This window comes from Erythrobacter sp. LQ02-29 (genome assembly GCF_022576075.2).
Classification (GTDB): Bacteria; Pseudomonadota; Alphaproteobacteria; order Sphingomonadales; family Sphingomonadaceae; genus Alteriqipengyuania.
This window is the reverse complement of sequence record NZ_JANCNT010000001.1, coordinates 709,700-733,995: the sequence shown is the minus strand read 5'-3', so window position 1 is coordinate 733,995 and position 24,296 is coordinate 709,700. Positions and strand designations below refer to the sequence as shown.

The window sequence follows — 24,296 nt, the reverse complement described above, 5'->3', positions numbered from 1 at the left end:
GCTCGGCAGCCGTCTCCACCCATGCGCGCGTGACGTATTCGCGCACGACCGGGACTGACGGCACGCTCGGCCGATCTACGATGATCCTCATCGCACCGGACCAGTGGCCATAGTCGGCCCGATAGCCGCAGCGCGGCAGAGGCGGTCCGCCATAGGCGTTATCCGGATCGTAGCCCTCGCCATGATCGTTGTGCTATCCCTGGCAGCGCCGCTCGGCGCTCAGATACGGTCGGCGATCGCGCTCGCCAGCTTCTCGATCCCGGCCGCGTCCTCCTGGCCGAAGCGATTATTGTCGGGGCTGTCGAGATCGATAACCGCAATCACCTCGCCATCGCGCGTGACCGGCACGACCAGTTCCGATGCGCTCGCCGCATCGCAGGCGATATGGCCGGGGAACGCATGGACGTCCGCCACCAGCTGCGTCTCACCGCTGGCGGCGGCTGTGCCGCAGACCCCCTGTCCCATGGGAATGCGGATACAGGCCGGCCGGCCGATGAACGGGCCGAGTACGAGTTCGTTGCCGATAACCCGATAGAAACCGGCCCAGTTCAGACGGGGCAGGAACTCCGCCATCAACGCGGCGAGATTGGCCATGTTGGCCACCGGGTCATCCTCGCCATCGGTCAGGGCGACGGCCGCATCGGCCAGCTGCCGGTAGCGCTCGGTATCGGGCAGGTCGGTATCGGGGGTGAAGTCGAACATGGATCGCCGATAGGCACACGCTCGCGGATCGTAAAGCGATTGCCGCCCGTGGCCGCGCGCCCTATCTCTTCACAGCATGAGCACCAAAGCCAAGATCCTGATCGCCCTCGCCCTTGTGATAGTCGTGATAGGCGGTCTCGCCGTCTGGTTGACGCGGGGCGACACCGCGGAGCTTTCGGTGCAGGCTGTCGCCGGTAGCGACCCAGAGCTGACCCAACCGCGCAGCGAACTGGTGCCAACCGTGAACATTGCCGAACCCGTCGGCTGGGAGGCGAACGAGAAGCCTACCGCGGCGCAAGGGCTGACGGTATCGCGCTTCGCCACCGGGCTCGATCATCCCCGCATCATCTATACGCTCCCCAATGGGGATGTCCTTGCGACGCTCACCAACAGCCCTCCGCGCGAAGGCGGCGGTATCAAGGGGTGGGTGATGCGCAATCTGATGGGCAAGGCGGGCGCGGGCGATGCATCGCCCAACCAGCTCGTGCTGCTGCGCGATACGAACGGCGACGGTACGGCGGACGTCCGGCAGGTTCTGCGCGACGATCTCGCCTCGCCCTCGGGCATCGCCTGGCGTGACGGGAAACTCTACGTCGCGAACCACAACGCGCTGCTTCGTTTCGATTACGCGCTCGGTGCCAGCGCCGTGACCGGCCAGCCGACCAAGCTGATGGACCTGGCCGGCGGCGGCAACCACTGGATGCGCAACATCGTTCTGAACCCCGATGGGACGAAGCTTTATGTCGCGGTGGGCTCGGCCAGCAATGTCGGCGAGAACGGGATGGCGGCGGAGGAAGGCCGCGCGATGATCTGGGAATACGATCTGCGGACCAACCGGGCGCGCAAATATGCCGTCGGGCTGCGCAACCCCAACGGGCTCGACTTCAATCCATGGTCGGGCGAGCTTTGGGTGACCGTGAACGAGCGTGACATGCTCGGCTCGGACCTCGTGCCCGATTATCTCACCAACGTGCCGGTGGGCGCGCAATATGGCTGGCCGTGGGTTTACTGGAAGGACAATATCGATTCCCGGGTGGACGCGCCGAGGCCGCAATATCTGGAGGAATACACCCGTCGCCCGGAATATGCGCTGGGTCCGCACGTCGCGGCGCTGGGCCTGACGTTTACCGGCGAGGGTAACCGGCTGGGGACGCAGTTCGGGCGCGGCGCGATCATCGCCCGCCACGGGTCCTGGAATCGCAAGCCCGCCTCTGGCTACGACGTCGTGTTCGTGAAGTTCGACGACCTCGGCAACCCGGTGGGCAAGCCGGTCCCGCTCCTGACCGGTTTTCTGGAGGGGAACGGGAAAACCCACGGGCGCCCGACCTGGGTCGCGTTCGCGCAGGATGGCGCGCTGCTGGTGTCTGACGATACGGCGGGGATCATCTGGCGGGTTGTCGCTCCCGGAGCCGGACCCAATGCAGCGATCCAGCGCGTCGAACGCGGCAATCTGAAGGCTAAGCGCGAGTTGAAGGACCCGACGATGGAGTTCTCGGACGAATTCGCCCGGGAACACAGCATCACCGATCTGATGCAATAGGCCTCGCCTAGAGGCTCATACTTCAACCCAGGGCGCGCCCGGCGCGACCGGCCAGCTCGGTCACGTAGTGCCATGCCGTCCGCCCGGATCGGGCACCCCGGCGTCGTGCCCATTCCAGCGCATCGGCCTCATCCCAATCCAGACCTAGTGGATCGGCATAGGCGGCGACGATGGCAAGATAATCGTGCTGCGACGCGGCGTGGAACCCCACTGACAGGCCGAAACGGTCCGCCAGCGCCAGCCGGTCGTCGACCACATCGCGCGGATTGATGGGATCGTCCTGCTCGGCCATGTCGCGGGCCACGATGGCCCGGCGGTTCGATGTGACCGCCAGGCGGACATTGCCCGGCCGCGCCTCTACGCCGCCCTCCAGCCAGCTGCGCAGATGCCGAGCGTCGGCGGAGCCTCCCTCGTCGAAAGCGAGGTCGTCGATGAAGACCAAGAAGGCGCGATCGATGCGCGCCAGTTCGGCGAACAGGTCGGGCAGGGTCGCCAGCGCGTCGGTCCCAGCCTGTACCAGCGCGATGCGCCCCGGATCGGCCTTCGCCGCGTCGATCACTGCCGCGCGCAGCAGTGCCGATTTGCCCATGCCGCGTGCGCCCCACAGCAGCATGTCGTGCGCGGCAGCCCCTTGGGCCATGCGGCGGACATTGGCGACCACCGTCTCCTTCTGCCGGTCGATGGCCCGCAACTGATCAAGAGTTGGAGCCTGAAGCGCCGGCACGCCGCGGGCACCCGATCCGGTCCAGACATAGGCGGGTGCATCGGTCCAGTCGGGTCTCTCACCCTGCGCCTGAGCCGTCATCTTTTCCAGAGCATCGGCGATTCGCCACAGCGCCGCGGCATGATCAGTCTGTGCGCTCATCCCGCCAGCGCGGCCGCTTCGAGCGTATAAAGCGAGTCCGCACCGGCGGTGGCGCTGGCGCGAAGCCCCGCGGCCTCCGGCACGATCCGGTCGAGGAAGAACCGGACGACGGCACGCTTGTGCAGTGCTTGCGGCGTATCCTCTCCGTCAAGCGCGCGCAGCTGCACCAGCAATTGCCAACCGGCCACGGCGACAGCGCTCATGGTGGTGAAGGGCACGCTCCCCGCCAGCCGGTCGTCGAGGCTTGCGCGATCGCGCATCCATTCCGCGACTCCGGCGCAGGCGCAGGCGAGCTCGGCCAGCGCCCCTTCCTCGCTACATTCGCGCGCGATGTCCGCGAACAGCGCCAGCACGGCCTCGCCGTTCTCGATCCCCAGTTTGCGGGTGACGAAGTCCGCCGCCTGGATGCCGTTGGTGCCTTCGTAGATCGGAGCGATGCGCGCGTCGCGATAATGCTGGGCCGCGCCGGTTTCTTCGACAAAGCCCATGCCTCCATGGACTTGTACCCCCAAACTTGCGACTTCGACGCCGATGTCGGTGCCCCACGCCTTCAGCAGTGGGACCAGCACTTCCGCGCGCGTTTTCGCCTCGGCTTGGCCCAGCGTACCACGATCGACCTGGCCCGCGGTATAATAGAGCAGCGCCCGCGCACCATGCGTCAGCGCCATCATGCGCAGCAACATGCGACGCACGTCGGGGTGCTCGGCGATGGTGACCGGGGTGCGGTCGCTGGCTCCGGCGCGCGCGGATTGCACCCGGTCGGCGGCATAGGCGAGCGCCTGCTGCGTCGCGCGCTCGCCGATCTGCACGCCCTGGTTGCCGACATTGATCCGCGCATTGTTCATCATCGTGAACATCGCCGCGAGCCCGCGATTCTCCTCACCCACGATCTCGCCGATGCATTCGTCGTTGTCGCCATAGCTCATGACGCAGGTTGGCGAGGCATTGATGCCCAGCTTGTGCTCCAGGCTGACAGGGCGGAGGTCGTTGTGCGTGCCGAGTGATCCATCGGCATTCACATGATACTTCGGCACCACGAACAGCGAGATACCGCGGCTCCCCTCGGGCGCACCGGGCAGGCGGGCGAGGACGAGATGAACGATGTTCTCTGCCAGCTCGTGATCGCCCCAGGTGATGTAGATCTTCTGCCCCTTGATCCGGTACCTCCCGGCGTGCTCGCCGCCGAATTCGTCAGGTGCGATGGGCTCGGCCGTGGTGCGCAGCGCGCCCACATCGCTGCCCGCCTGCGGCTCGGTCAGGTTCATCGTGCCCGACCATGCGCCGCTGACAAGCTTTTCGAGATAGCGGGCCTTTTGCGCGTCGCTGCCGTGGTGCGCCAACGCCTCGATCGCGCCGACCGACAGGATCGGTAGCAGCGTGAAGGCCATGTTCGCCGCGCCGAGATTTTCGAGCACGTTGCAGGCGAGGGTGAAGGGCAGGCTCTGGCCGCCGAATTCTTCCGGCCCGGAAATCGCATTCCAGCCCTGCTCGACATAATGCGCATAGGCATCGGCATAGCCATCGGGCAGGCGCACCTTGCCGTTCTCGAGCTTCGCGCCTTCCAGATCGCCGATCCGGTTGAGCGGAGCCCATTCGCCGGCCGCGAACTCCCCCACACCGATCACGATCGCTTCGACCAGATCCGGCTCCGCCGCGGCGAAGCGCTCGGTCTCCGCCAGTTCCGCGATCCCTGCATTGGCACGGATGGCGAGCAGCTGGTCGGCGGTGGGCGGGGTGAAGTCCATCGGCAATTCCTCTTGGCTTGGCACGTCTGCGAATATAGCGCGGCGGCATGGGCGGCAAGAACGCTACGGAAACGCTTTTGGCAGACCAAGCCGGTATCGCCCGCGCGGTTGAGGTGCTGCGCGATGGGGGGCTGGTCGCGGTCCCGACCGAGACGGTGTACGGCCTCGCTGCGCGCGCCGATAGCGACGCGGCGGTTGCGCGGATCTACGCCGCGAAAGGGCGACCAAGCTTCAATCCGCTGATCGTCCATGTGCGCGACGAGGCGCAGGCGCGCGATTATGCAGAGTTCGTCGCCGACGCGGACCTCGTCAGCGACATCATGTGGCCCGGGCCGCTGACGCTGGTGCTACCGCGCCGGCCGGATGCGGGACTGGCCGCAGCCGTCACGGCGGAGCTCGACACGGTCGCCTTGCGCTGCCCCGACCATCCGGTGATGCGCGCGCTGCTGGCGCAGTGCGACTTTCCGCTCGCAGCCCCGTCGGCGAATCGCAGCGGCTTTATCAGCCCCACCACGGCGGAGCATGTCGTGGCCTCGCTCGGCGGACGAATCGATCTGGTCCTCGATGCGGGGCCATGCCGGGCGGGGGTCGAATCGACCATCATGGCGATCCGCGAGGATGGGCGGTGGGAGGAACTGCGCGCCGGCCCGGTGGACCTGCAGGCGCTGCACGATCACTATTACGACGACACCGGGAAGCCACGGCCTGTTGCGGCTGGTCGCGGGAATATCGAGGCGCCGGGACAGCTTGCCAGCCATTACGCGCCCGGCAAGCCCGTGCGGCTGAACGCCGAAAAAGTCGCGCCAGACGAGTTTTTCATCGGTTTCGGCGCGATAGAGGGGCAGTGCAACCTGTCCGCATCGGGCGACCTCGCCGACGCGGCGGCGCGGCTTTACGCGTGTCTCTACCAGGGGGCGCACAGCGACCGCCCGCGAATTGCGGTCGCACCGATACCGGATCGGGGGCTCGGCCGCGCGATCAACGACCGTTTGCGCCGCGCGGCAGCGCCGGTGGAAACTCAATCCGGTTCGTAAGGAACGGTCGGACGCAATTCCTCGATTTCGGCATAGAGCCGCCGCGCGTCTTCGCATGCTTCTTGCGAGCCGCGCTCGCATTTCTCGCGCCGCTTGTCGTATTCGCGCTCGAGCTTGCCGAGCCGTTCCTGGCGCTTGCGCAACTCGCGCCCGCGTTTCTCGTCCGCTTCGGACTGGCTGGTGGTGACCATGTCGACCGCTCCGCTGGCCGCACGGACAGGCAAGGTGGCCACGTCCACCAAAGTCTTCGCAACGCAGCCACCGAGGGCGACCGGGGCAAGCAGGATCAGCAAGGACAGACGAGGATGCATGGCTACTCCGGGTGACCGGTTCGCTTGTGCCCCATCGCGCCTTGCGGATGGATTAATTTTCGCTCGGCGTCGGCGGAGCAGGTGCTTCGGGAGCGGTCGCAGAGGAAGGGGTGTCGGGCCCGCGCGGTGCGTTGGGGGCATCGGGTGCAGCTGGAGCGGCAGGTGCCTCACCGGTCTTCGTTCGCGTGCCACCCGAGCAATTGAGAGAGCCAGATCCCATCGCCTTGATCGTGCAGATCGCATTGCCCGCGACGTCGACCGTGCCTGATCCGACTATTGTCGCCTCGACGCGGCCGTCGGACGCGAATGCGGCATTGCCCGAGCCGGCGATGGTCACTTCGGCGCGATCGACCTGGAGCCCCCACATGTCCGCTTCTCCCGAGCCGGCGATCGTCAGCTCCAGCGTTTCCGCCGTGCCCGAAGCGACAAGCTTTCCGGCGCCGCCGACGGTGACCGAGAGCTGCGTGGCCGAGAGTGTTTTGACGGTGGCGGTGCCGCTACCTGCAATGACGATGCCCGCGTTCTGCGCCATACCGGGCAATTCGAGCGTGCCCGATCCGGCGACGACGGCGGATTGCGGGTTGGGCATCGTGACGCGAACGGTGGAGGAAGCATCGGTCCAGCCGCCTTGCGACTTGCGCATGATGCCGAGTGTCCCGTTCTTGAGCGAGAAGCGCAGCTCATCCTTGGCGGTGCCATCGCCCTCGACGGTAATGGCCAGCTTCTCACCCGGGTTCACGACGACCGTGTCCGGCCCGGCGAGAACGATTTTACTGGGGACTTCACCCGTCATATCCAGCTCGGCCAGCGGCACGCCGTCCTCGCCGTTGATATTCATGTTCGCCTGTCCGCACGCGGTCAGCAACGGCGCGGCAGCCAGGAAGAGTGCCGGCGCGAGCGCCCTGAGAGCCGATTTGAGCATGGAAACCTCCTTCTCGAAGCTGTATTATACAAGTAATACGCTTCGATCCGCCATGCAAGTCCATACGAAAAAGGCCGCCCGGTCGGGGCGGCCTTCTCGATACGAACGTAGCAGGGCGCGGAGGCGTCAGGCGTCTTCGCTGTTCTCGTAATATTGCGGCGCATGCTCGCGCAGGATGTCGAGGATCTTCTCGAGCGCCGCCGGCTCGTCGGTCTTTTCCATCGCGGCAAGTTCGCGCGCCAGGCGGCTGGAGGCCGCTTCGAAAATCTGCCGCTCGGAGTAGCTCTGTTCGGGCTGGTCGTCGGGGCGGAACAGGTCGCGCGTCACCTCGGCGATGGACACGAGATCGCCGGAGTTGATCTTGGCTTCGTATTCCTGCGCACGACGGCTCCACATGGTGCGCTTGACCTTGGGCTTGCCCTTCAGGGTCTCCATCGCTTCCTTCAGCGTCTTGTCGCTGGAAAGCTTACGCATGCCGATCGATTCGATCTTGTTCATCGGAACGCGCAGCGTCATGCGTTCCTTCTCGAAACGGAGCACGTAGAGCTCCAGCTGCATCCCTGCGATTTCTTCGTTCTGCAATTCGATCACACGGCCCACGCCGTGCTTCGGGTAAACGACATAGTCACCGACATCGAACGCCGGAGCCTTGCTGGCTGCCATCAGTGAAGTCCTTTCCAATCGGCGGGAAGCTTCGGGCGGGACGCGCGAACCCTTCCCCAATGCGAGCCCGGGGATGGGTCATTTCGTCACCTGCAAGAAGCGATTGCCGCCTGTCCAGATCAGGCCGGGCGCGAATCCGGCCCGGTTGTTGCATTATATAACACGAACGCAACAAAGTTTCCACCCTCGCACGCCGTGCGGGGTGTCACGCGCGCAAGGCGCTCCATTCCTGCGCTGTCAGCGTCAGCCAAGGGGGCGTCAGTCGCCTTCGCCGGGGTCCGCGGTGAAGTACTTCTCGTACTTGTCTTCCTCGCCCTTGTGCTCGTCGGCATCCTCGGGCGGGTCCTTCTGCTGCGTGATGTTGGGCCACTCGGCCGAGTACTTGGTATTGAGCTCGAGCCATTTCTCGAGCCCGTCCTCGGTATCGGGCAGGATGGCTTCTGCCGGGCATTCCGGTTCGCACACGCCGCAGTCGATGCACTCGCTGGGGTTGATCACCAGCATCGTCTCGCCTTCGTAGAAGCAGTCGACGGGGCACACCTCCACGCAGTCGGTGTATTTGCATTTGATGCAAGCGTCGGTGACGACGTAGGTCATTCGGGTACGTCCCTCTCGGATGGGTGGTATGCAGCCGGTGCTATGGCTTTTTCGCCCGCCGGGTCAAGCATACGGTAGCAGCTTTGCGCGTGGGCCGCCGGGCCGCGCCGGTCGGGAAGCGTGAGGATTTCCAGCACGGCGACCGCTTTGCCGCGAGGCATCACCAGCACGTCGCCGACCACGATTTCGCGTGTGGCGCGAACCACCCGCTCGCCATTGAGGCGCAAATGACCTTCCTCGGCCATCCGGCGGGCGATCGAGCGAGTCTTCGCAAGGCGCAGGCGGCACAGCGCAAGGTCGATGCGCACGGACGGCCGGTGCTCGCTAGCGGACCAAGTTGGCCAGTGCGGCGAACGCGTTGCCGGGCGCGGGTTCGCGATCCGGCTGTTTTCCGCGCGGCTTGCCCCGGCGCTCGTTCCGCCCATCGCGCTGCGGCGCGTTCCCGTAACGGGGCGAGCGCCAGTGCCACCGATCGGGCGCGGGCGGACCGTAGGCACCCTCTGCCAGAGCCTTCGCCTGCTGCGCGCGGAAGCCGGCGGCACCGAGCAGGCGGGTAAAGCTTCTGGCTGTCAGTCCGGTGGAGATCGCGAGCGACGGATCGATCACCACCTTGCGCTGATCTTTTGCCTGGGCGCGGGACTGGTGCGCGGCGCGCAGCAGCTTCTCCGCGACATCGACGCGGATCGCCTGATCGCCGGCCGGGCGATAACCGGACGCGAGGGTCTTCGCATCGGGCAGGACCGAGCGCATCGCCTCCTCCAGCGGTCGCCGGTCGAGGCCGCTCGCTTGGAAGGCGGCGCGTGCGGCAGGCTTGAGCAAAGCAGGTACGAACACGTCGAGGGCACCGAACACCACCCCCAGCTTGCGCAGATAGGGACGCATCTCCTTAGGTAGGTGCTGGATGCCCGCATTCTCTCGCGCGACGTAGCCGTGCCCCGCGATCAGATTGAGAAGCAACGCGCGCGCCTGCGAGCCTGCATCCGGATCGTTTGCGGCGATCTGCAGCCGAGCCAAGGGTTCGAGCGGTTGGAGTCGCCCTTCCGCCCAAACAGTCAACGCGGCCAGGAAGGCAGCGCGTTCACCGTCCGGCAACGCCGAAAGTTCCCGTGCCGGTTCAAGTCGCGGCTCCAGCACATGCGCGCCGAAATCCAGCCGCGCCAGCTCGTGTCCGCCCCACATGATCGCCCCGCGTTCCATGGCCACCCCGTCGAAGCCACCCGTCCGCAGAGCCGCGGCGCGTTCGCCCAGGATCTTCGGCAAGGCCTTCTCGCCCGCTGCGAGCAACATGCGGTGGTCGCTCGCCTTGGCGCTGGCATCAACGGCGAAGCGAAAGCCGGTAACGGTGCCGATGGCTTCGTCCTCGACGCGCAAGGTGCCATCTTCGTCGAGCGTGACCGGCAGAAGGTTCGGATCGGTTCCCATGCTGCGCATCAATACAGCGGTTCGCCGATTTACGAAACGCTCCGTCAATCGCGCATGCAGCGCATCGGACAGGCGGGCCTCCGCCGCGCGTGCGCGGGCCGCCATTTCGTCGCGCGCGAGGACCCAGTCGGGCCGTTGGCAGATATAGGCCCAGCTGCGGATCGCCGCGATCTTGCCCTGCAACGTGGCGATGTCGCCCGTCGTCGTGTCGAGCTCGGCGATACGCGCGGCAACGTAATCCGCGCCGAGATAGCCCTCGCGCAAATCCTCCCACAGCCGTGCGACGAAGCGGGCATGGGTGTCGACGCCCGACTGGCGGAAATCGGGCAGCGAGCATGCTTCCCAGAACCGGCGCACCGACCCCGCGCCCCGTATGCTATCGGCAAACGGCTCGTCGGCCAGCTTCTTGAGCACGGCGAGGTCGATTGCTTCGGGCGCGGCTGCGAGCTCCGGCTCGTCCGGGCGCGCCTCCAGATCGCCGATCAAAGTAGCGAGGGTGTCGAAGCGTGGCTCGGCCTCTCGCCAGAACAGCTTGGTGAGGGGGGCGAAGCGGTGCTCCTCGATCGCGTAGATCTCTTCCTCGGTGAATTCGAGCGCCGAAGAGGAATCATGCCCGCGCCCGCCGGCGAGCGTGCCGAATGTGCCGTCGCGCTGGTGCCGCCCGGCGCGGCCCGCGATCTGCGCCATCTCCGCCGGGATCAGCCGCCGCATGCGCGACCCGTCGAACTTGGTCAGCGCGGCGAAGGCGACATGCGTGAGGTCAAGATTAAGCCCCATGCCGATCGCGTCGGTGGCGACGATGTAGTCGACCTCGCCCGACTGGAACAGCTCGACCTGGCGGTTGCGCGTTTCCGGGCTCAGCGCGCCCATCACCACGGCAGCGCCGCCGCGAAATCGTCGCAGCATCTCCGCCGCGGTATAGACCGCCTCCGCGCTGAAGGCGACGATCGCGCTGCGCGGCGGCAGGCGGGAAAGCTTACGCGGTCCGATATGGCTGAGTGTGGAGAAACGCGGCCGTTCGATCACCTCGGCACGCGGGATCAGCGATTTCAATACCGGCTCCAGCGTCGCTGCGCCCAGCAGCATGGTCTCTTCGCGCCCTCGCGCGTGGAGCAGCCGGTCGGTGAAGATATGCCCGCGCTCCGGATCGGCGGCGAGTTGCGCCTCGTCCAGTGCGACGAAGGCGCGGCCGCCGCCGTCCCTCGGCATGGCTTCCGCCGTGCAGCACAGATAGCGGGCATCGGGCGGTTCGATCCGCTCCTCGCCCGTAATCAGCGCGACCTGTTTCTCGCCCTTGATCGCAACGACCCGGTCATAGACCTCGCGCGCCAGCAGACGCAGGGGGAAACCCATCGCCCCGCTCGAATGAGCGCACATGCGCTCGATCGCGAGATGCGTCTTCCCGGTATTGGTCGGCCCGAGTACCGCCTTGATGGCGCCTTCGCTCACCGCTCGAAGGTGGCAGCGTGTGCTGCCTATCGCAAGCGCCCTATGAGTGTTCCCACCTTCTGCCGCAGCTGCGACTCGGCTCGTCGTGGCTTAGCGCGGGATTAACTTTAATCCGGCATGCCGCCCAGCTAGACCGCAGCGCGGACAGGAAGGATCGCGCAGATACCCGCGGACCAACCTTCAGGAGAGGGCGTGCACTACACCCGGATCGATAACGATGGCGCTGGATCGCTGGGTACGGGCGTGCCGGGCGCATCCTTGCGCGCGGCGTTCCACCGCCGTCCGGGTCCGGGGGATCGGTGGGAACACTGGCGCCTGTCGCTCGAACAACGATTCGATGCGATCGACTGGGCACCCGACCTGGCGGAGAATATCGGCAGCCGTCGCTGGTTTCGCGGTCTAGCCACCTGGCTCGGCCTGTCGGCCGCCGCGATCGCTCTCTGGCCCAGCTTCGGCGCGATCGCGGTTGCCCCGGCGATGGCCATGGATGGCGATACGCGCACCGAATTCCGCAGCCAGACGATCATGCCGCTGGCGCTCGGGTCCGACAGCGGCAGCCGTATGGGGCCGACCGCCCAGGTGCGCCCGCTCGCCGCCACGCCGGAGCGCCCGACGATCCAGCTGGTCGCCACCCTTTCGCGCGGCGACAGTTTCGCGCGCATGCTCCAGCGCGCCGGGTTGGGCGATGGCGAAGCCGCAAGGGTCGCCGCCATGGTAGGCGATGCGGTGCCGCTTTCCGACATCCAACCGGGCACGCAGGTCGACATCACGCTCGGCCGCCGCGCCGCGCCGGGCGGACCGAGAATGCTGGAAGCGCTCGATCTGCGCGCCCGCTTCGACCTCGCGCTGTCCGTTGCGGGCCGCGCCGGCGGTCGCCTTGCACTCGAACGTCATCCGATCCGCGTCGACGAGACGCCCCTGCGCATTCGGGGCACGATCGGCGACAGCTTCTATCGCTCTGCGCGCGCCGCCGGCGCACCGCCCGGCGCGGTGCAGGAATGGCTACGGGCAATGAACGAGCAGGACGCGCTGGATCGCAAGATGCGCAGTGGCGACACGTTCGATCTGGTCGTGTCGTACAAGCGCGCCGCAACCGGGGAGCACGAGACCGGCAAGTTGCTCTATGCGGCGGTGGAGCGCGACGGTAAGCCGACCGCGCAGCTGGTCCGCTGGGGTAAGGACGGCCGTTTCTACGAGGCGTCCGGCGTGGGCGAGCAGCGCAGCGGGCTAATGAAACCAGTCAATGCCCCTGCTGGCTCGGGCTTCGGAATGCGCCGCCATCCGATCCTGGGTTACAAGCGGATGCATTCCGGGCTCGATTACCGCGCGCATTACGGTGAACCGATTCATGCGGTCAGCGACGGTCGCGTGCTGTCCGCGGGGCGCGCAGGTGGCTGCGGCAATGCGGTGAAGATCCAGCACAATAGCAGCCTCGCCACCCGCTACTGCCACATGAGCCGCATGGCCGTTCGCGCCGGGCAAAGCGTGCGGCGGGGACAGGTGATCGGCTATGTCGGTTCCACCGGCCTCTCGACCGGGCCGCATCTGCATTTCGAAATGTATCGCAACGGGCGCCCGGTGAACCCGGCTTCGGTTACCTACACCACGCGCGCGCTGCTTGCCGGGGCGGAGCTGCAGCGTTTCAAGGCGAAGATCGCGGACTATCGCGAGATCGCGCCCGGATCCGCGCTCTCCGATCTGGCCCCCGCACCCAGCGAACGCGCCGAGCCGGAGCGGGAGATCGACAAGCTGGCCACCACGCAGACGCGCCAGATCGGCGGCTGAGCCGGGCCGCTTGCCATCGGCGGCGTTTGGGACGACACGCTGTGCGCATGACCGCATCCTATCCCAATCTACGCCTTCGCCGGACCCGTGCCCACGGGTGGAGCCGCGCGATGTTCCGCGAAACCGTCATGACGCCCGCCGACCTGATCTGGCCGCTCTTCATCATAGAGGGGCAGGGCGAGGAGCAGCCTGTCGCCAGCCTCCCGGGCGTCTCGCGCTGGTCGGTCGACGGAATCGTCGCGCGGGCGAAGGAAGCGGTAGAGCTGGGCATACCGTGCATCGCACTGTTCCCGAACACGCCCGGCGAGAAGCGAAGCGAGGACGGGGCGGAAGCCTATAATCCGGACAATCTCATGTGCCGCGCGATCCGCGCAATCCGCGATGCGTGTGGCAGCGATATCGGCATTCTGACCGACGTCGCGCTCGATCCCTATACCAGCCACGGGCAGGACGGATTGCTAGACGACAGCGGCTACGTCACCAATGACGACACCGTCGCCGTGCTGGTCGATCAGGCGGTGACGCAGGCGGAGGCGGGGGCGGACATCATCGCCCCGTCGGACATGATGGACGGGCGAGTCCACGCGATCCGCCGCGCGCTCGAGATGAACGGGCACCCCAATGTCCAGATCATGGCCTACGCTGCCAAATATGCGAGCGCGTTCTATGGCCCGTTCCGCGACGCGGTGGGCAGCGGTGGGCTGCTGAAAGGCGACAAGAAGACCTATCAGATGGACCCGGCGAACGGCGACGAGGCGCTGCGCGAGATCGCGCTGGACATCGCGGAAGGTGCGGACAGCGTGATGGTGAAGCCCGGCCTCGCCTATCTGGATATCATCTGGCGCGCGAAGGAGCGGTTCGGCGTGCCGGTGTTCGCCTATCAGGTGAGCGGCGAATATGCGCTGATCGAGGCGGGTGCCGCCGCCGGGGTCGCTGCGCGCGAAGCGCTGGTGATGGAGAAGCTCACCGCCTTCAAGCGCGCGGGCTGCAGCGGCGTACTTACCTACCATGCCCCACTCGCGGCGCGGCTGCTCAATGGCTGAATTCCGCCTTGAGACAGAGCGGCTGGTGATGCGCGACTGGCGCGAGGAGGACTGGCCGCGTTTCTTTGTGGGTACCAATACTCCGGCCGTGATGCGCTGGCTGGGTGGAACGCTCGACGACGAAGGGCAGATGAGGCAGCGCGAACGGGTGGAGGCCTGCCGCGAACGCAACGGTTTCTGCTTCTGGGCCGTCGAGCGCCGGGACGATGGCGAACTGCTCGGGTTCTGCGGCCTGAAGCGCGCCGATGCGCCTGGCAGCACCGTGACCGGCGAATTCGAGGTCGGATGGCGCTTTCGCGAGGATGCGTGGGGACAGGGTTATGCCAAGGAAGCCGCCGTCGCCGCGATCTCGGCCGGGTTCGAGCGCTTCGGCGCGGACGAGATCGTCGCGCTGACGGTCGCGGGCAATTCGCCGAGCTGGGGGTTGATGGAGCGGCTGGGAATGACCCGGCGGCCCGAGCTCGATTATGCCGACGCCCGCTACGATCCGCCGTGGCGCGACACCATCGTCTATTCCATCGCGGCGGAGGACTGGCGCGCGGGCGAGCATGTCTGATATCGTGATCGAAACCGATCGGCTGCTGTTGCGCCGGATCGCGGAGGGCGATGCCGAACTTCAGTATCGTCTGCTCAACTCGCCCGTTCTCATGGAGCATCTGGGTGGGCCGAAGGAGTTGCACGAGATCGAGGCGAAGCATGCGAACAGCATGGCTCTTTTCGCGCGACACGGCTTCGGCTGGATGATGATGATGGAAAAGGCCACAGGCGATTGCGTGGGCCACTGCGGTATGAAGCTGGTCGACAACGATCTGGCGAGAAACCCCGGCGATCACGAGATCGGCTGGATCGTGCGCGAGGATCGCTGGCGGCGCGGCTATGCGCTGGAAGCCGTAGCAGCGCTCATCGATTGGGCCTTCGCCCGTCACGATGTCCCGCACGTGGTCGCGATGACGGGCGAACGCAACGAACCCAGCTGGCGCCTGATGGAGCGGCTGGGAATGCAACGGCGCGAGGATCTCGATTTCGACGACCCCGCCTACCCGCCCGAGGATCGCCGCACGATTCTCTATGCGATGAGCGCCGAACATTGGCAGGAGAAACAGGAATGACCGACCGACCCGGCGTGACCATCCTCTCGATCCACGGGAAGACACCGCGGATTCACGACAGCGCCTTCGTCGCGCCCGGTTGCCGGATCGTCGGCGATGTCGAGATCGGGGCGGGCAGTTCGATCTGGTACAATTGCGTGCTGCGCGCCGATGTCAGCCAGATCGTGATCGGGGAGCGGACCAATGTGCAGGATGGCAGCGTCCTCCATTGCGACGGGCCGAGCCCGGGGCATCCCGATGGCTGCCCGCTGATCATCGGCGACGACGTGCTGATCGGGCACATGGCGATGGTACATGGCTGCCGGATCGAGGATCGCGGCTTCGTCGGGCTGGGTGCGATCGCGATGAACGATGCCCTGATCGCGAGCGATTCGATGCTCGGGGCCGGCGCGATGCTCACCGAGGGGAAGAAGATGGGTCCGCGCGAACTATGGGTCGGCCGCCCCGCGAAGAAAATGCGCGAACTGCCCGACAAGGCCATCGCCGGCATGAGACTGGGCGTCGCACACTACGCCGAGAACGCCAAGCACCATGCGGCGGCGATCGCCGAGAGAGGGTATGGCCCGGCCTAAAGCCGATCTGCCCCCGCGGGATTCGATCCGCTTGCTGATCGACGAACGGGGGCGGTTGCCGATCCGGGTCACACCGGGTGCCCGGTCCGAAGGGCTCGTGATCGGCGAGGGGCGGTTGCTGGTAAAGGTACGCGCCCGCCCGCAGGAGGGGGCGGCCAACGCCGCCGTGACGCGGCTGGTGGCGAAGGCATTGGGTGTGGCACCGACGCGCGTCACGTTGATACGGGGCGCGACCGCCCCTGAAAAGCTGCTTGAGATTTCCTAGCCCGGGCGGCGCTGGATCGCCATTGCGGCCACGAACAGCGCCGCCGCCAGAGCGGTCACGACGACAGGCACCACCAGCCGACCCGTGCCATGCAGCAACGCGCCGCAAGTCGCACCGGCGGCAAGCGCGAGCCACAACCGCCCGTAACCGCGCGATGCCTCCCGGTCGCGGCCCCCGATCCGCGCGGCGAGGCCCTGGCCGAACCGCACCAGCGCGCCGGTCATGTAGGTCACGCCGACGGTCACCTGCCCATCGCGAGTGAAGACGTTGTTCGCGATTCCCATCGCTACCGCCGAAAGGCACAGATAACCGGGGGCGGATCCCGCGGCGAGAGCCAAGAAGGCGAGTGCCAGACCGGTGGCGACCAGCCCCAGCAGAGGTGCCTTGTGCCGCCCGCTCCATCGCCACGCCAGCATCGCCCCCAACGCGACACCGAGAACGAATGCGGCGATGATCGCCAGCGGGAGCAGCGCGAGCAAGGGCTCGCGCGCCAGATGCACCGCCATGCGGGTGGTGTTGCCCGACATGAAGGAGGTAAAATAGCCGCCGCCGGTCAGGAAACCGCTGGCATCCACCATCCCTGCGAGGAAAGCGATGCCCAGCGCGAGCGCCTGCCTGCCGGGATCGTACCGCTGCATCCCGCCTTCATGCCGCGTGGCGACGGTCCGTCAATCCCTCACCAGCGACCGCAGCGCCTCGATCCGGTCGGCCTCGTGGACCGGTTTGTCCCAGCGGATGCGGTGAATGCGGGGGAAGCGCATGGCGAGGCCCGACTTGTGGCGCTTCGATTCGTGCACCGAATCGAACGCTACTTCGAACACCAGCGACTTGTCGGTTTCGCGCACCGGACCGAAGCGGTTGACGGTGTTGCGGCGCACATGCCGGTCCAGCTTCTTTAGCTCCTCGTCCGTGAAGCCGGAATAGGCCTTGCCCACGGGTAGCAGCTCCGCGCCCTGGTCGGGATCGCCGTCCCAGCAGCCGAAGGTGTAGTCGGAGTAGAAGCTCGATCGTTTGCCGCTCCCGCGCTGGGCGTACATCAGCACGCAATCGATCAGCAGCGGGTCGCGCTTCCATTTGTACCACAGCCCGGTCTTGCGGCCCGCGACATAGGGGCTGTCGCGGCGCTTCAGCATCAGCCCCTCGATCGCATCGTCGCGCGCACCCTCTCGGATTTCGCCCAGATGCGCGAAGTCGCTCGCCTCGACCACGCGGGAGAGATCGAAGTGGCTCTCGGGCAGCTCGCCCATCAGCGCCTCAAGCCGGGCGCGCCGCTCTGCCCATGGGAGAGCGCGCAGATCTTCGCCGCGCCAAAGCAGCACATCGTACAGGCGCACGAAGGCCGGGCTCTCGCGCAGCATCTTTGGCGTCACGGTCTTGCGCCCCAGCCGCTGCTGCAAGGCGTTGAAGCTGGCCGCGCCGCCCTGTGTTCGCTCGTTCGCCGCGCCGCCCTGTGCCTCGCCGCGAACCAGCAATTCGCCATCGAGCACGCCGGGGATCTGGAACGCCTCGACCATTTCCGGGAAGGTAGCAGAGATATCGTCGCCCGAGCGAGAAAAGACCCGCGTCTCGTCACCGGCGTGGACCAGTTGCACGCGGATGCCGTCCCATTTCCACTCCGCGACGTAGTCTTCCAGATCGATCACCGTCTCTTCCAGCGGATGGGCGAGCATGAAGGGGCGGAAGGTCGGCAGATTCTCGGTGTCGGGCGGGTCCTCGCCATCCGCGGCCCAGGCGAACAGTTCGGGATAGGGGGGTGTGAGGCCGTGCCAATATTCCTCGACGTCTTCGATCGTTACGTCGAACGCCTGCGCGAAGGCGACCTTCGCCAGCCGGCTCGACACCCCGATCCGCATCGCTCCGGTGGCGAGTTTGAGCAGCGCGTAGCGGCCTGACGGGTCTAGCCGGTCGAGCAGCTTCGGCAACTCTTCGAATACCGTCTTGCGGTTCATCGCCGATAGCAGCGCGACCGTTTCGCTGACTGTAGGCGGCGAGGGCGGGTGCTCTGGTTGCGGCCACAGCAGGCTGGCGGTTTCCGCCGTATCGCCCACGAAATCGCGGCTGAGCGACCACAGCACCGGGTCGATCCGGTCCTTCATCGTGTTGCGGATGGTGGAGCTCTTGACCGCCGGAAAGTCGAGCCCATCGGATAGCGCCGCCAGCGCCCAGCCACGATCCGGATCGGGCGTCGCGCGCAGATATTCCGCGATCAGCCGGAGTTTCTCATTACGGCTGCGAGTGAATACCAGCGCGTCGATCAGGGCGGCGAATTCTTCCACGCCCTAGTCGTCCTCGTCCTCATACCCGACCATCGCCAAGGCACGCGCGCGGCGCTGGTGGAGCTGGCACCAGCGCAGCAGCGCTTCCTCGCGGCCATGCGTAATCCATGTTTCGGCGGCGTCGACCTCTTGGATTGTGCGGGTCAGCTCGCCCCAATCGGCATGGTCGGAAATGATGAGTGGCAGCTCGACGTTCCTCTGCCGGGCCCGCTGGCGCACGCGCATCCAACCGCTGGCCATCGCGGTGATGGGATCGGGGAGGCGGCGACTCCAGCGATCGTTGAGCGCGGATGGCGGGCAGACGACGATGCTGCCGCGCATGTCGTCTTTCGAATGGTTGGAAACCAGGCGCAGTTCGCCCAGATCGACCCCGTGCTCTTCGTAGAGGCGGCACATCTTCTCCATCGCGCCGTGGAGGTAGATGGGTTGCATGTGCCCCGCGGCGCGCAGTTCGGCGATCACCCGTTGCGCCTTGCCCAGGGCGTATGCGCCGACGAGCACGCAGCTGTCGGGATACGCCGCTAGCCGGTCGAGCAGCTTCGCCATTTCCTCCGCGATGGGTGGGTGGGTGAAGACCGGCAGGCCGAAGGTCGCCTCGGTGATGAAGATGTCGCATGGCGTGACTTGGAACGGCGGGCAGGTGGGATCGGCGCGGCGTTTGTAATCGCCGGTAACGACGACCCGCTCGCCCGCGTGTTCCAAGAGGATTTGCGCGCTACCAAGCACGTGCCCGGCAGGAATGTAGGTCGCATCTACGCCGCCCGGCAGCCGGATCGTCTCGCCATATTTGACCGGCATCGCGCCCTCGGAAGTCGCGTAACGCAACTTCATGATGTCCAGCGTCGCTGGCGTAGCGATCGTTTCGCCGTGCCCGCCGCGTGCGTGATCGGCATGGCCATGCGTGACCAATGCGCGATCGACCGCGCGGCCCGGATCGATCCACGCATCCGCGGGGACGACATGGATGCCCCACGGTTCGGGCCGGATCCAGGAAAGGGGAGGGGCGGGCATCGTATCGGTTCAAGCGAGAGGGGCGCGAACCGTTCCCGGTCCGCGCCCCTCGTGCTTCACAGGGATTGGGGGAGTTACTCCTCCCCGCTGCCCTCGGGCTCGCTTTCGTCCGCAGGCTTCGCTTCCTTCGCGGTCGGCTTCTTCTTTGGAGGTGCCTTGCGCTTCGCCTTGGGGGGAGCGGGGGTCAGCTCGAAGCTCGGCTTGCTATCCTTGATGCTGACATGCACCTCGCCGCCATCGGCCAGCTTGCCGAACAGCAGTTCCTCCGCCAGTGGCTGCTTGATCCGCTCCTGCAGCAGGCGGCCCATCGGGCGCGCGCCGTAGAGGCGGTCATAGCCCTTGTCGCCCAGCCACTCGCGCGCTTCCTTGTCGAACTGGATGTCGACATTCTGCTCCGCGAGCTGGAGTTCGAGCTGCAGGATGAACTTGTCGACCACGCGACCGACCGTGTCCTTGCCGAGATAGCCGAACGGCACGATCGCATCGAGGCGGTTGCGGAATTCGGGCGTGAACATACGCTTCACCGCTTCTTCGCTCGCATCTTCCTTGCTGACATCGCCGAACCCGATGCCCTGGCGCGCCATGTCGGCGGCGCCGGCATTGGTGGTCATGATCAGCACCACGTTGCGGAAATCGACCGTCTTGCCGTGATGGTCGGTCAGGCGGCCGTTATCCATCACCTGCAACAGGATGTTGAACAGGTCGGGATGCGCCTTCTCGATCTCGTCGAGCAGCAGCACGCAATGCGGGTTCTGGTCGACCGCATCGGTCAGCAGCCCACCCTGGTCATAGCCGACATAGCCCGGAGGCGCGCCGATCAGCCGGGAAACGCTGTGGCGTTCCATGTATTCGGACATGTCGAACCGCTTGAGCTCGATCCCCATGATGCTGGCGAGCTGGCGCGCGACCTCGGTCTTGCCGACGCCGGTGGGGCCGGAGAACAGGAACGAGCCGATCGGCTTGTCCGGATCGCGAAGCCCTGCGCGGCTCAGCTTCATCGCAGTCGACAGCTTCTTCACCGCCGCGTCCTGGCCGAACACGACATGCTTCAGATCGCGTTCGAGATTCTCCAGCGCACGCTTGTCGTCCTTCGACACCGATTTGGGGGGGATGCGCGCCATGGTCGCGATCACCGCCTCGATCTCCTTCGACGTTATCTTCTTCTTCCGGCGGCTGGGCGCGACCAGCATCTGCATCGCGCCGACCTCGTCCACCACGTCGATCGCCTTGTCGGGCAGCTTGCGGTCGTTGATATAACGGCTCGACAGCTCGACCGCGGTCTTCAGCGCATCGGCAGTGTATTTCACCTTGTGATGATCCTCGAAAGCGCTCTTGAGCCCCTTCAGGATCTTGATCGTGTCCTCGATCGTCGGTTCGTTCACGTCGATCTTCTGGAAGCGGCGCAGCAGCGCGCGATCCTTCTCGAAATGGTTGCGGAACTCCTTGTAGGTGGTCGACCCGATGCAGCGGATCGTGCCGCCGGAGAGCGCGGGCTTGAGCAGATTGGACGCGTCCATCGCCCCGCCGCTGGTCGCGCCAGCCCCGATCACCGTGTGAATCTCGTCGATGAACAGGATCGCGTGCGGCAGCTTCTCCAGCTCGGATACGACCTGCTTCAGCCGTTCCTCGAAATCGCCGCGATAGCGCGTGCCGGCGAGCAGCGCGCCCATGTCGAGCGAATAGATCACCGCCTCTTCCAGCACCTCGGGAACGTCCTTCTCGACGATCTTGCGCGCGAGGCCTTCGGCGATGGCGGTCTTCCCGACGCCCGGATCGCCGACGTAGAGCGGGTTGTTCTTGCTGCGGCGACACAGGATCTGCACCGTGCGGTCGACCTCGGGTCCGCGCCCGATCAGGGGATCGACCTTACCCGCCTTCGCCTTCGCATTGAGGTCGACCGTAAATTGGTCGAGCGCGGTTTCCTTCTTGTTGCCCGTAGCGCCGTCGCCCTTTTCCTCGGCTGCGTCTTCTTCCGATCCTTGCGGATTGCGGCTTTCGATCTGGCGCCCGCCCTTGCCGATGCCGTGGCTGATAAAGCTCACCGCATCGAGCCGGCTCATATCCTGCTGCTGCAGGAAATAGACCGCGTAGCTGTCGCGTTCGGAGAACAGCGCGACCAGCACGTTGGCACCGGTGACGCTATCCTTGTCGCTCGACTGGACGTGCAGGATGGCGCGCTGGATCACGCGCTGGAACCCGGCCGTGGGCTGCGGTTCGCCCGCCTCGTCGGGACGCAGCGATTGATATTCCTGGTCGAGATAGGTCTGCACGACCTCGGCCAGTTCGGCGAGGTCGACCCCGCACGCGCCCATCACTTCCGCCGCATCCTCGTCGGCGATCAGGGCGAGCAGCAGGTGTTCGAGCGTGGCGTATTCGTGACGCCGCTCGCGCGCACTGTCGATCGCGGCATGGAGGGTTCTTTCGAGGTTCTGGGCGAAGCTAGGCATGTAATGATGTGTCCCGAAGTGGCGGTCCCGCTATCGTTAAGTTGCATGCTGCAGCATGAATGCGGGCTGAGGAAACTGGCGAATGGTGTCCATCGCCTTGTGTGGAATATGGGGAGCCGCCGGTCGCGTGTGAAGACCGGGGCGCGATCACGAACCGCCCTTGCCGAACAGGGCGTCCGCCGCCGTGCGGTGGCTAGCGGCACGCTCGCGATGGGCTGCGACCCGTGCGATCTCCGCCTCCAGCAGCGCGATCCGCTCGGTCAGTTCGTCCTGAGAATAGGGCGCAAGATCCTCCGCAACCAGTCGGCTGGCGGCGTCGCCCCGTGGGCGCGGACGGTCGTCCTCATCCATCAGGCCGCAGTCTTCCCCGCCACCCGCTTGCTGTCAATGCCGCAGCCCTGTAGTTGCGGCGAACCGTGCGGCACTAGGAGCCGCCATGGCCACACGGGGGACCGCGATCTCTATGCCCACCGACCTGCCCGAAACCATGACCGCGATCGGCTTCGACGGGCCGGGCGGGCCGGATGTCCTTCGCCTGGAAACCGTACCGCTACCCAGCCCGGAAGCGGACGAGGTATTGGTTCGCGTGGCCTATGCCGGGGTCAACCGGCCCGATTGTATCCAGCGCGCGGGGCAATATCCGCCGCCGCCAGGCGCGTCGCCGATTCTGGGGCTGGAGATCGCCGGCGAAGTGGTCGCCGCCGGGCCGGGCGTGGGTGAAGCCATGGTGGGGCAGACGGTCTGCGCGCTCGCGCCGGGGGGCGGCTATGCCGAATACTGTGTGGTGCCGGCGGGCCATTGCCTGCCCGTACCCGAAGGGATGGACCTTAAACACGCCGCGGCGATCCCCGAGACGCTGTTCACCGTATGGCACAACGTGTTCGAGCGTGGCTCGGCATGCGACGGGGAGACGCTGCTGATCCATGGCGGCACCAGCGGCATCGGCACGATGGCGACGATGCTGGGCAAAGCGTTCGGCCTGACCGTGATCGTGACATGCGGCGATGACGCGAAATGCGCCGAGGCGGAAAAGGTCGGCGCCGACCTCGCGATCAATTACAAGACTAGCGACTTCGTGGAAGCGGTGAAGGATTTTACCGACGGGAAGGGCGTAAACGTCGTGCTCGACATGGTTTCGGGCGATTACGTCGCGCGCAATCTCAAATGTCTGGCGGAGGACGGGCGGCATGTGACTATCGCCGTGCTCGGCGGCATGAAGGCGGAAATCAACATGGCGCTCGTGATGAGCCGGCGGCTGACACTGACCGGTTCGACCCTGCGCCCACGCTCGGACGCGTTCAAGACCGCGCTGGCGCAGGAAATCGCCAGCGAGGCATGGCCGCTGTTCGCCGACGGCACGCTGGCCCCGATCATGGATGAGACGTTCCCGCTCGCCGAAGCGGCGGCCGCGCATGCCCGGATGGAGGCAGGCGACCATATCGGCAAGATCGTGCTTGCGGTCGGCTGAGCGGGACCTTTCGCACGAGGGACGCGTCGCATAACCGCAATTATGTCACCGATCGGACGCCGTACCGTGAATCGGACGTAACATTACTGTGCCATCCAGCCAGAAGGAGAATTCCAATTCTGGCGGGGGGTAGCACGATGTTCGACGGCCCGATCGATCCGAAAGATGCGGCGAAGCCCGGACTGGCACCGGTGTTCGACAATATCGCCACGTTCATCCCAGCCGAGCCCAAGGTGCCCGAACCGGTCGACGGCAAGCGCCGTCGCTATCGCACGATCTGGATCAGCGACGTGCACCTGGGCACCAAGGGGTGTAACGCGGAACTGCTGATCGACTTCCTCGACAGCACCGACAGCGAGACGATGTACCTCGTCGGTGACATCATCGACGGCTGGCGGCTGAAGAAGAAGGTCTATTGGCCCGCGGAGCACAACGATGTCGTCTGGCGCATCCTGAAACGGGCCAAGCGCGGCACCCGCATCGTCTACATTCCCGGCAATCACGACGAGATGGTGCGGCCCTTTTCCGGCATGCATTTCGGCGGGGTGGAGATCGCGCGCGCCGCCTTCCACACCACGGCCGACGGGCGCCGGCTGATGGTGCTGCACGGCGACGAGTTCGACACCATCATGCTTGCCCACCGCTGGCTCGCCTTCGTCGGCGACGCGCTCTACACGCTGATGATGGGGCTCAACCGCTGGGTCAACATGGTGCGCCAGCGGCTCGACCTACCCTACTGGTCGCTCAGCAAGATGGCCAAGCACAAGGTCAAGAACGCGGTCGAGTTCATCTCCCATTACGAGGAAGTGGTCGCCCGCGCCGCTGGTGAGCGCGGGGTCGACGGCGTGGTATGCGGCCATATCCACACCGCCGAATTCCGCGAATTCAGCCATGACGGGCGCCGCATCGAATACTGGAACGATGGCGACTGGGTGGAAGGGTGCAACGCGCTGGTCGAACATTTCGACGGGCGGATGGAAGTGCTCCACTGGCCCGACGAGATCGCGAAGCGCGAGAGCGCTGCCGCAAGCGAGGCCGGCACGGCAGGCCGGGCCGCGGCGTGAACGCCC

24 protein-coding genes are annotated in these 24,296 nt (G+C 66.1%); 10 read left to right on the top strand and 14 right to left on the bottom strand.

All coding sequences use genetic code 11. From position 1 onward, the window contains the following. Positions 1-219: 219 nt before the first annotated feature. Entirely contained in the window at positions 220-702 is a 483-nt protein-coding gene (locus MKP08_RS03600) for a GAF domain-containing protein (protein ID WP_241554919.1), read from the bottom strand. Positions 703-778: 76 nt separating this feature from the next. Here MKP08_RS03600 and MKP08_RS03595 point away from each other — a divergent pair, with 76 nt between their 5' ends. After that, complete coding sequence (locus MKP08_RS03595) at positions 779-2,242, top strand: sorbosone dehydrogenase family protein (protein WP_241554918.1); 1,464 nt, start codon at positions 779-781, stop codon at positions 2,240-2,242. Between the two features lie 22 nt (positions 2,243-2,264). Here the strand turns inward: MKP08_RS03595 and MKP08_RS03590 are convergent, their stop codons facing one another. Together MKP08_RS03590 and MKP08_RS03585 are read right to left on the bottom strand one after the other, a co-directional pair. Beyond that, the gene (locus MKP08_RS03590) at positions 2,265-3,107 is read right to left on the bottom strand and encodes a DUF815 domain-containing protein (protein WP_241554917.1); all 843 of its coding nucleotides are present in this window, start codon (positions 3,105-3,107) and stop codon (positions 2,265-2,267) included. Continuing rightward, entirely contained in the window at positions 3,104-4,852 is a 1,749-nt protein-coding gene (locus MKP08_RS03585) for an acyl-CoA dehydrogenase (RefSeq protein WP_241554916.1), read from the bottom strand. Before MKP08_RS03585 ends, MKP08_RS03590 begins: the two co-directional genes overlap by 4 nt. A gap of 47 nt (positions 4,853-4,899) precedes the next feature. Here MKP08_RS03585 and MKP08_RS03580 point away from each other — a divergent pair, with 47 nt between their 5' ends. Then, complete coding sequence (locus MKP08_RS03580) at positions 4,900-5,886, top strand: L-threonylcarbamoyladenylate synthase (RefSeq protein ID WP_241554915.1); 987 nt, start codon at positions 4,900-4,902, stop codon at positions 5,884-5,886. On the opposite strand, the gene MKP08_RS03575 is transcribed toward MKP08_RS03580, so the two are convergent. The 6 genes from MKP08_RS03575 to MKP08_RS03550 form a co-directional block, all read right to left on the bottom strand. After that, the gene (locus tag MKP08_RS03575) at positions 5,871-6,197 is read right to left on the bottom strand and encodes a hypothetical protein (protein WP_241554914.1); all 327 of its coding nucleotides are present in this window, start codon (positions 6,195-6,197) and stop codon (positions 5,871-5,873) included. The two genes, MKP08_RS03580 and MKP08_RS03575, sit on opposite strands and share 16 nt — an antisense overlap. Before the next feature lie 52 nt (positions 6,198-6,249). Next, positions 6,250-7,119: a head GIN domain-containing protein gene (locus MKP08_RS03570; protein ID WP_241554913.1), complete on the bottom strand. Its 870-nt coding sequence runs from the start codon at positions 7,117-7,119 to the stop codon at positions 6,250-6,252. Positions 7,120-7,245: 126 nt separating this feature from the next. Next, positions 7,246-7,782, bottom strand: coding sequence for a CarD family transcriptional regulator (locus MKP08_RS03565; RefSeq protein WP_215229409.1), 537 nt, complete (start codon positions 7,780-7,782; stop codon positions 7,246-7,248). Positions 7,783-8,040: 258 nt separating this feature from the next. Continuing rightward, on the bottom strand, positions 8,041-8,379 hold the full coding sequence (fdxA, locus tag MKP08_RS03560) for a ferredoxin FdxA (protein WP_241554912.1): 339 nt from the start codon (positions 8,377-8,379) through the stop codon (positions 8,041-8,043). Next, on the bottom strand, positions 8,376-8,687 hold the full coding sequence (locus MKP08_RS03555; RefSeq protein WP_241554911.1) for a S4 domain-containing protein: 312 nt from the start codon (positions 8,685-8,687) through the stop codon (positions 8,376-8,378). Before MKP08_RS03555 ends, fdxA begins: the two co-directional genes overlap by 4 nt. A 16-nt stretch (positions 8,688-8,703) precedes the next feature. Continuing rightward, on the bottom strand, positions 8,704-11,250 hold the full coding sequence (locus MKP08_RS03550) for a DEAD/DEAH box helicase (protein WP_241554910.1): 2,547 nt from the start codon (positions 11,248-11,250) through the stop codon (positions 8,704-8,706). A 192-nt stretch (positions 11,251-11,442) separates the two neighbouring features. Here MKP08_RS03550 and MKP08_RS03545 point away from each other — a divergent pair, with 192 nt between their 5' ends. Genes MKP08_RS03545 through MKP08_RS03520 form a run of 6 tightly spaced genes read left to right on the top strand, consistent with a single transcriptional unit; the run spans position 11,443 to position 16,024 of the window. Continuing rightward, entirely contained in the window at positions 11,443-13,035 is a 1,593-nt protein-coding gene (locus MKP08_RS03545) for a M23 family metallopeptidase (protein ID WP_241554909.1), read from the top strand. 47 nt (positions 13,036-13,082) lie between these two features. After that, complete coding sequence (hemB, locus tag MKP08_RS03540) at positions 13,083-14,078, top strand: porphobilinogen synthase (RefSeq protein WP_241554908.1); 996 nt, start codon at positions 13,083-13,085, stop codon at positions 14,076-14,078. Further along, the gene (locus MKP08_RS03535) at positions 14,071-14,634 is read left to right on the top strand and encodes a GNAT family N-acetyltransferase (RefSeq protein WP_241554907.1); all 564 of its coding nucleotides are present in this window, start codon (positions 14,071-14,073) and stop codon (positions 14,632-14,634) included. Before hemB ends, MKP08_RS03535 begins: the two co-directional genes overlap by 8 nt. Beyond that, entirely contained in the window at positions 14,627-15,187 is a 561-nt protein-coding gene (locus MKP08_RS03530) for a GNAT family N-acetyltransferase (protein ID WP_241554906.1), read from the top strand. The genes MKP08_RS03535 and MKP08_RS03530 overlap by 8 nt, the downstream gene beginning before the upstream one ends. Beyond that, the gene (locus MKP08_RS03525; protein ID WP_241554905.1) at positions 15,184-15,759 is read left to right on the top strand and encodes a gamma carbonic anhydrase family protein; all 576 of its coding nucleotides are present in this window, start codon (positions 15,184-15,186) and stop codon (positions 15,757-15,759) included. The genes MKP08_RS03530 and MKP08_RS03525 overlap by 4 nt, the downstream gene beginning before the upstream one ends. Beyond that, a complete protein-coding gene (locus MKP08_RS03520; protein ID WP_241554904.1) occupies positions 15,746-16,024 on the top strand; it encodes a DUF167 domain-containing protein in 279 nt (92 codons plus the stop codon). The genes MKP08_RS03525 and MKP08_RS03520 overlap by 14 nt, the downstream gene beginning before the upstream one ends. Here the strand turns inward: MKP08_RS03520 and MKP08_RS03515 are convergent. The 5 genes from MKP08_RS03515 to MKP08_RS03495 form a co-directional block, all read right to left on the bottom strand. Continuing rightward, on the bottom strand, positions 16,021-16,662 hold the full coding sequence (locus MKP08_RS03515; protein WP_241554903.1) for a YoaK family protein: 642 nt from the start codon (positions 16,660-16,662) through the stop codon (positions 16,021-16,023). The two genes, MKP08_RS03520 and MKP08_RS03515, sit on opposite strands and share 4 nt — an antisense overlap. Before the next feature lie 30 nt (positions 16,663-16,692). Then, a complete protein-coding gene (locus MKP08_RS03510; RefSeq protein ID WP_241554902.1) occupies positions 16,693-18,300 on the bottom strand; it encodes a cisplatin damage response ATP-dependent DNA ligase in 1,608 nt (535 codons plus the stop codon). Between the two features lie 3 nt (positions 18,301-18,303). Then, positions 18,304-19,311, bottom strand: coding sequence for a ligase-associated DNA damage response exonuclease (locus MKP08_RS03505; protein ID WP_241554901.1), 1,008 nt, complete (start codon positions 19,309-19,311; stop codon positions 18,304-18,306). Between the two features lie 74 nt (positions 19,312-19,385). Further along, positions 19,386-21,758 carry an ATP-dependent Clp protease ATP-binding subunit ClpA gene (clpA, locus tag MKP08_RS03500; protein ID WP_241554900.1) on the bottom strand — a complete coding sequence of 791 codons (2,373 nt, stop codon included), beginning with the start codon at positions 21,756-21,758 and terminating at the stop codon, positions 19,386-19,388. Positions 21,759-21,905: 147 nt separating this feature from the next. Further along, positions 21,906-22,109 (bottom strand): DUF1192 domain-containing protein, encoded by a 204-nt coding sequence (locus MKP08_RS03495; RefSeq protein ID WP_241554899.1) that lies wholly within the window; start codon positions 22,107-22,109, stop codon positions 21,906-21,908. A 112-nt stretch (positions 22,110-22,221) separates the two neighbouring features. Here MKP08_RS03495 and MKP08_RS03490 point away from each other — a divergent pair, with 112 nt between their 5' ends. Both MKP08_RS03490 and MKP08_RS03485 read left to right on the top strand, forming a co-directional pair. Beyond that, complete coding sequence (locus tag MKP08_RS03490; RefSeq protein WP_241555524.1) at positions 22,222-23,226, top strand: NAD(P)H-quinone oxidoreductase; 1,005 nt, start codon at positions 22,222-22,224, stop codon at positions 23,224-23,226. Between the two features lie 137 nt (positions 23,227-23,363). Next, the gene (locus MKP08_RS03485) at positions 23,364-24,290 is read left to right on the top strand and encodes a UDP-2,3-diacylglucosamine diphosphatase (protein ID WP_241554898.1); all 927 of its coding nucleotides are present in this window, start codon (positions 23,364-23,366) and stop codon (positions 24,288-24,290) included. Positions 24,291-24,296: the final 6 nt, after the last annotated feature.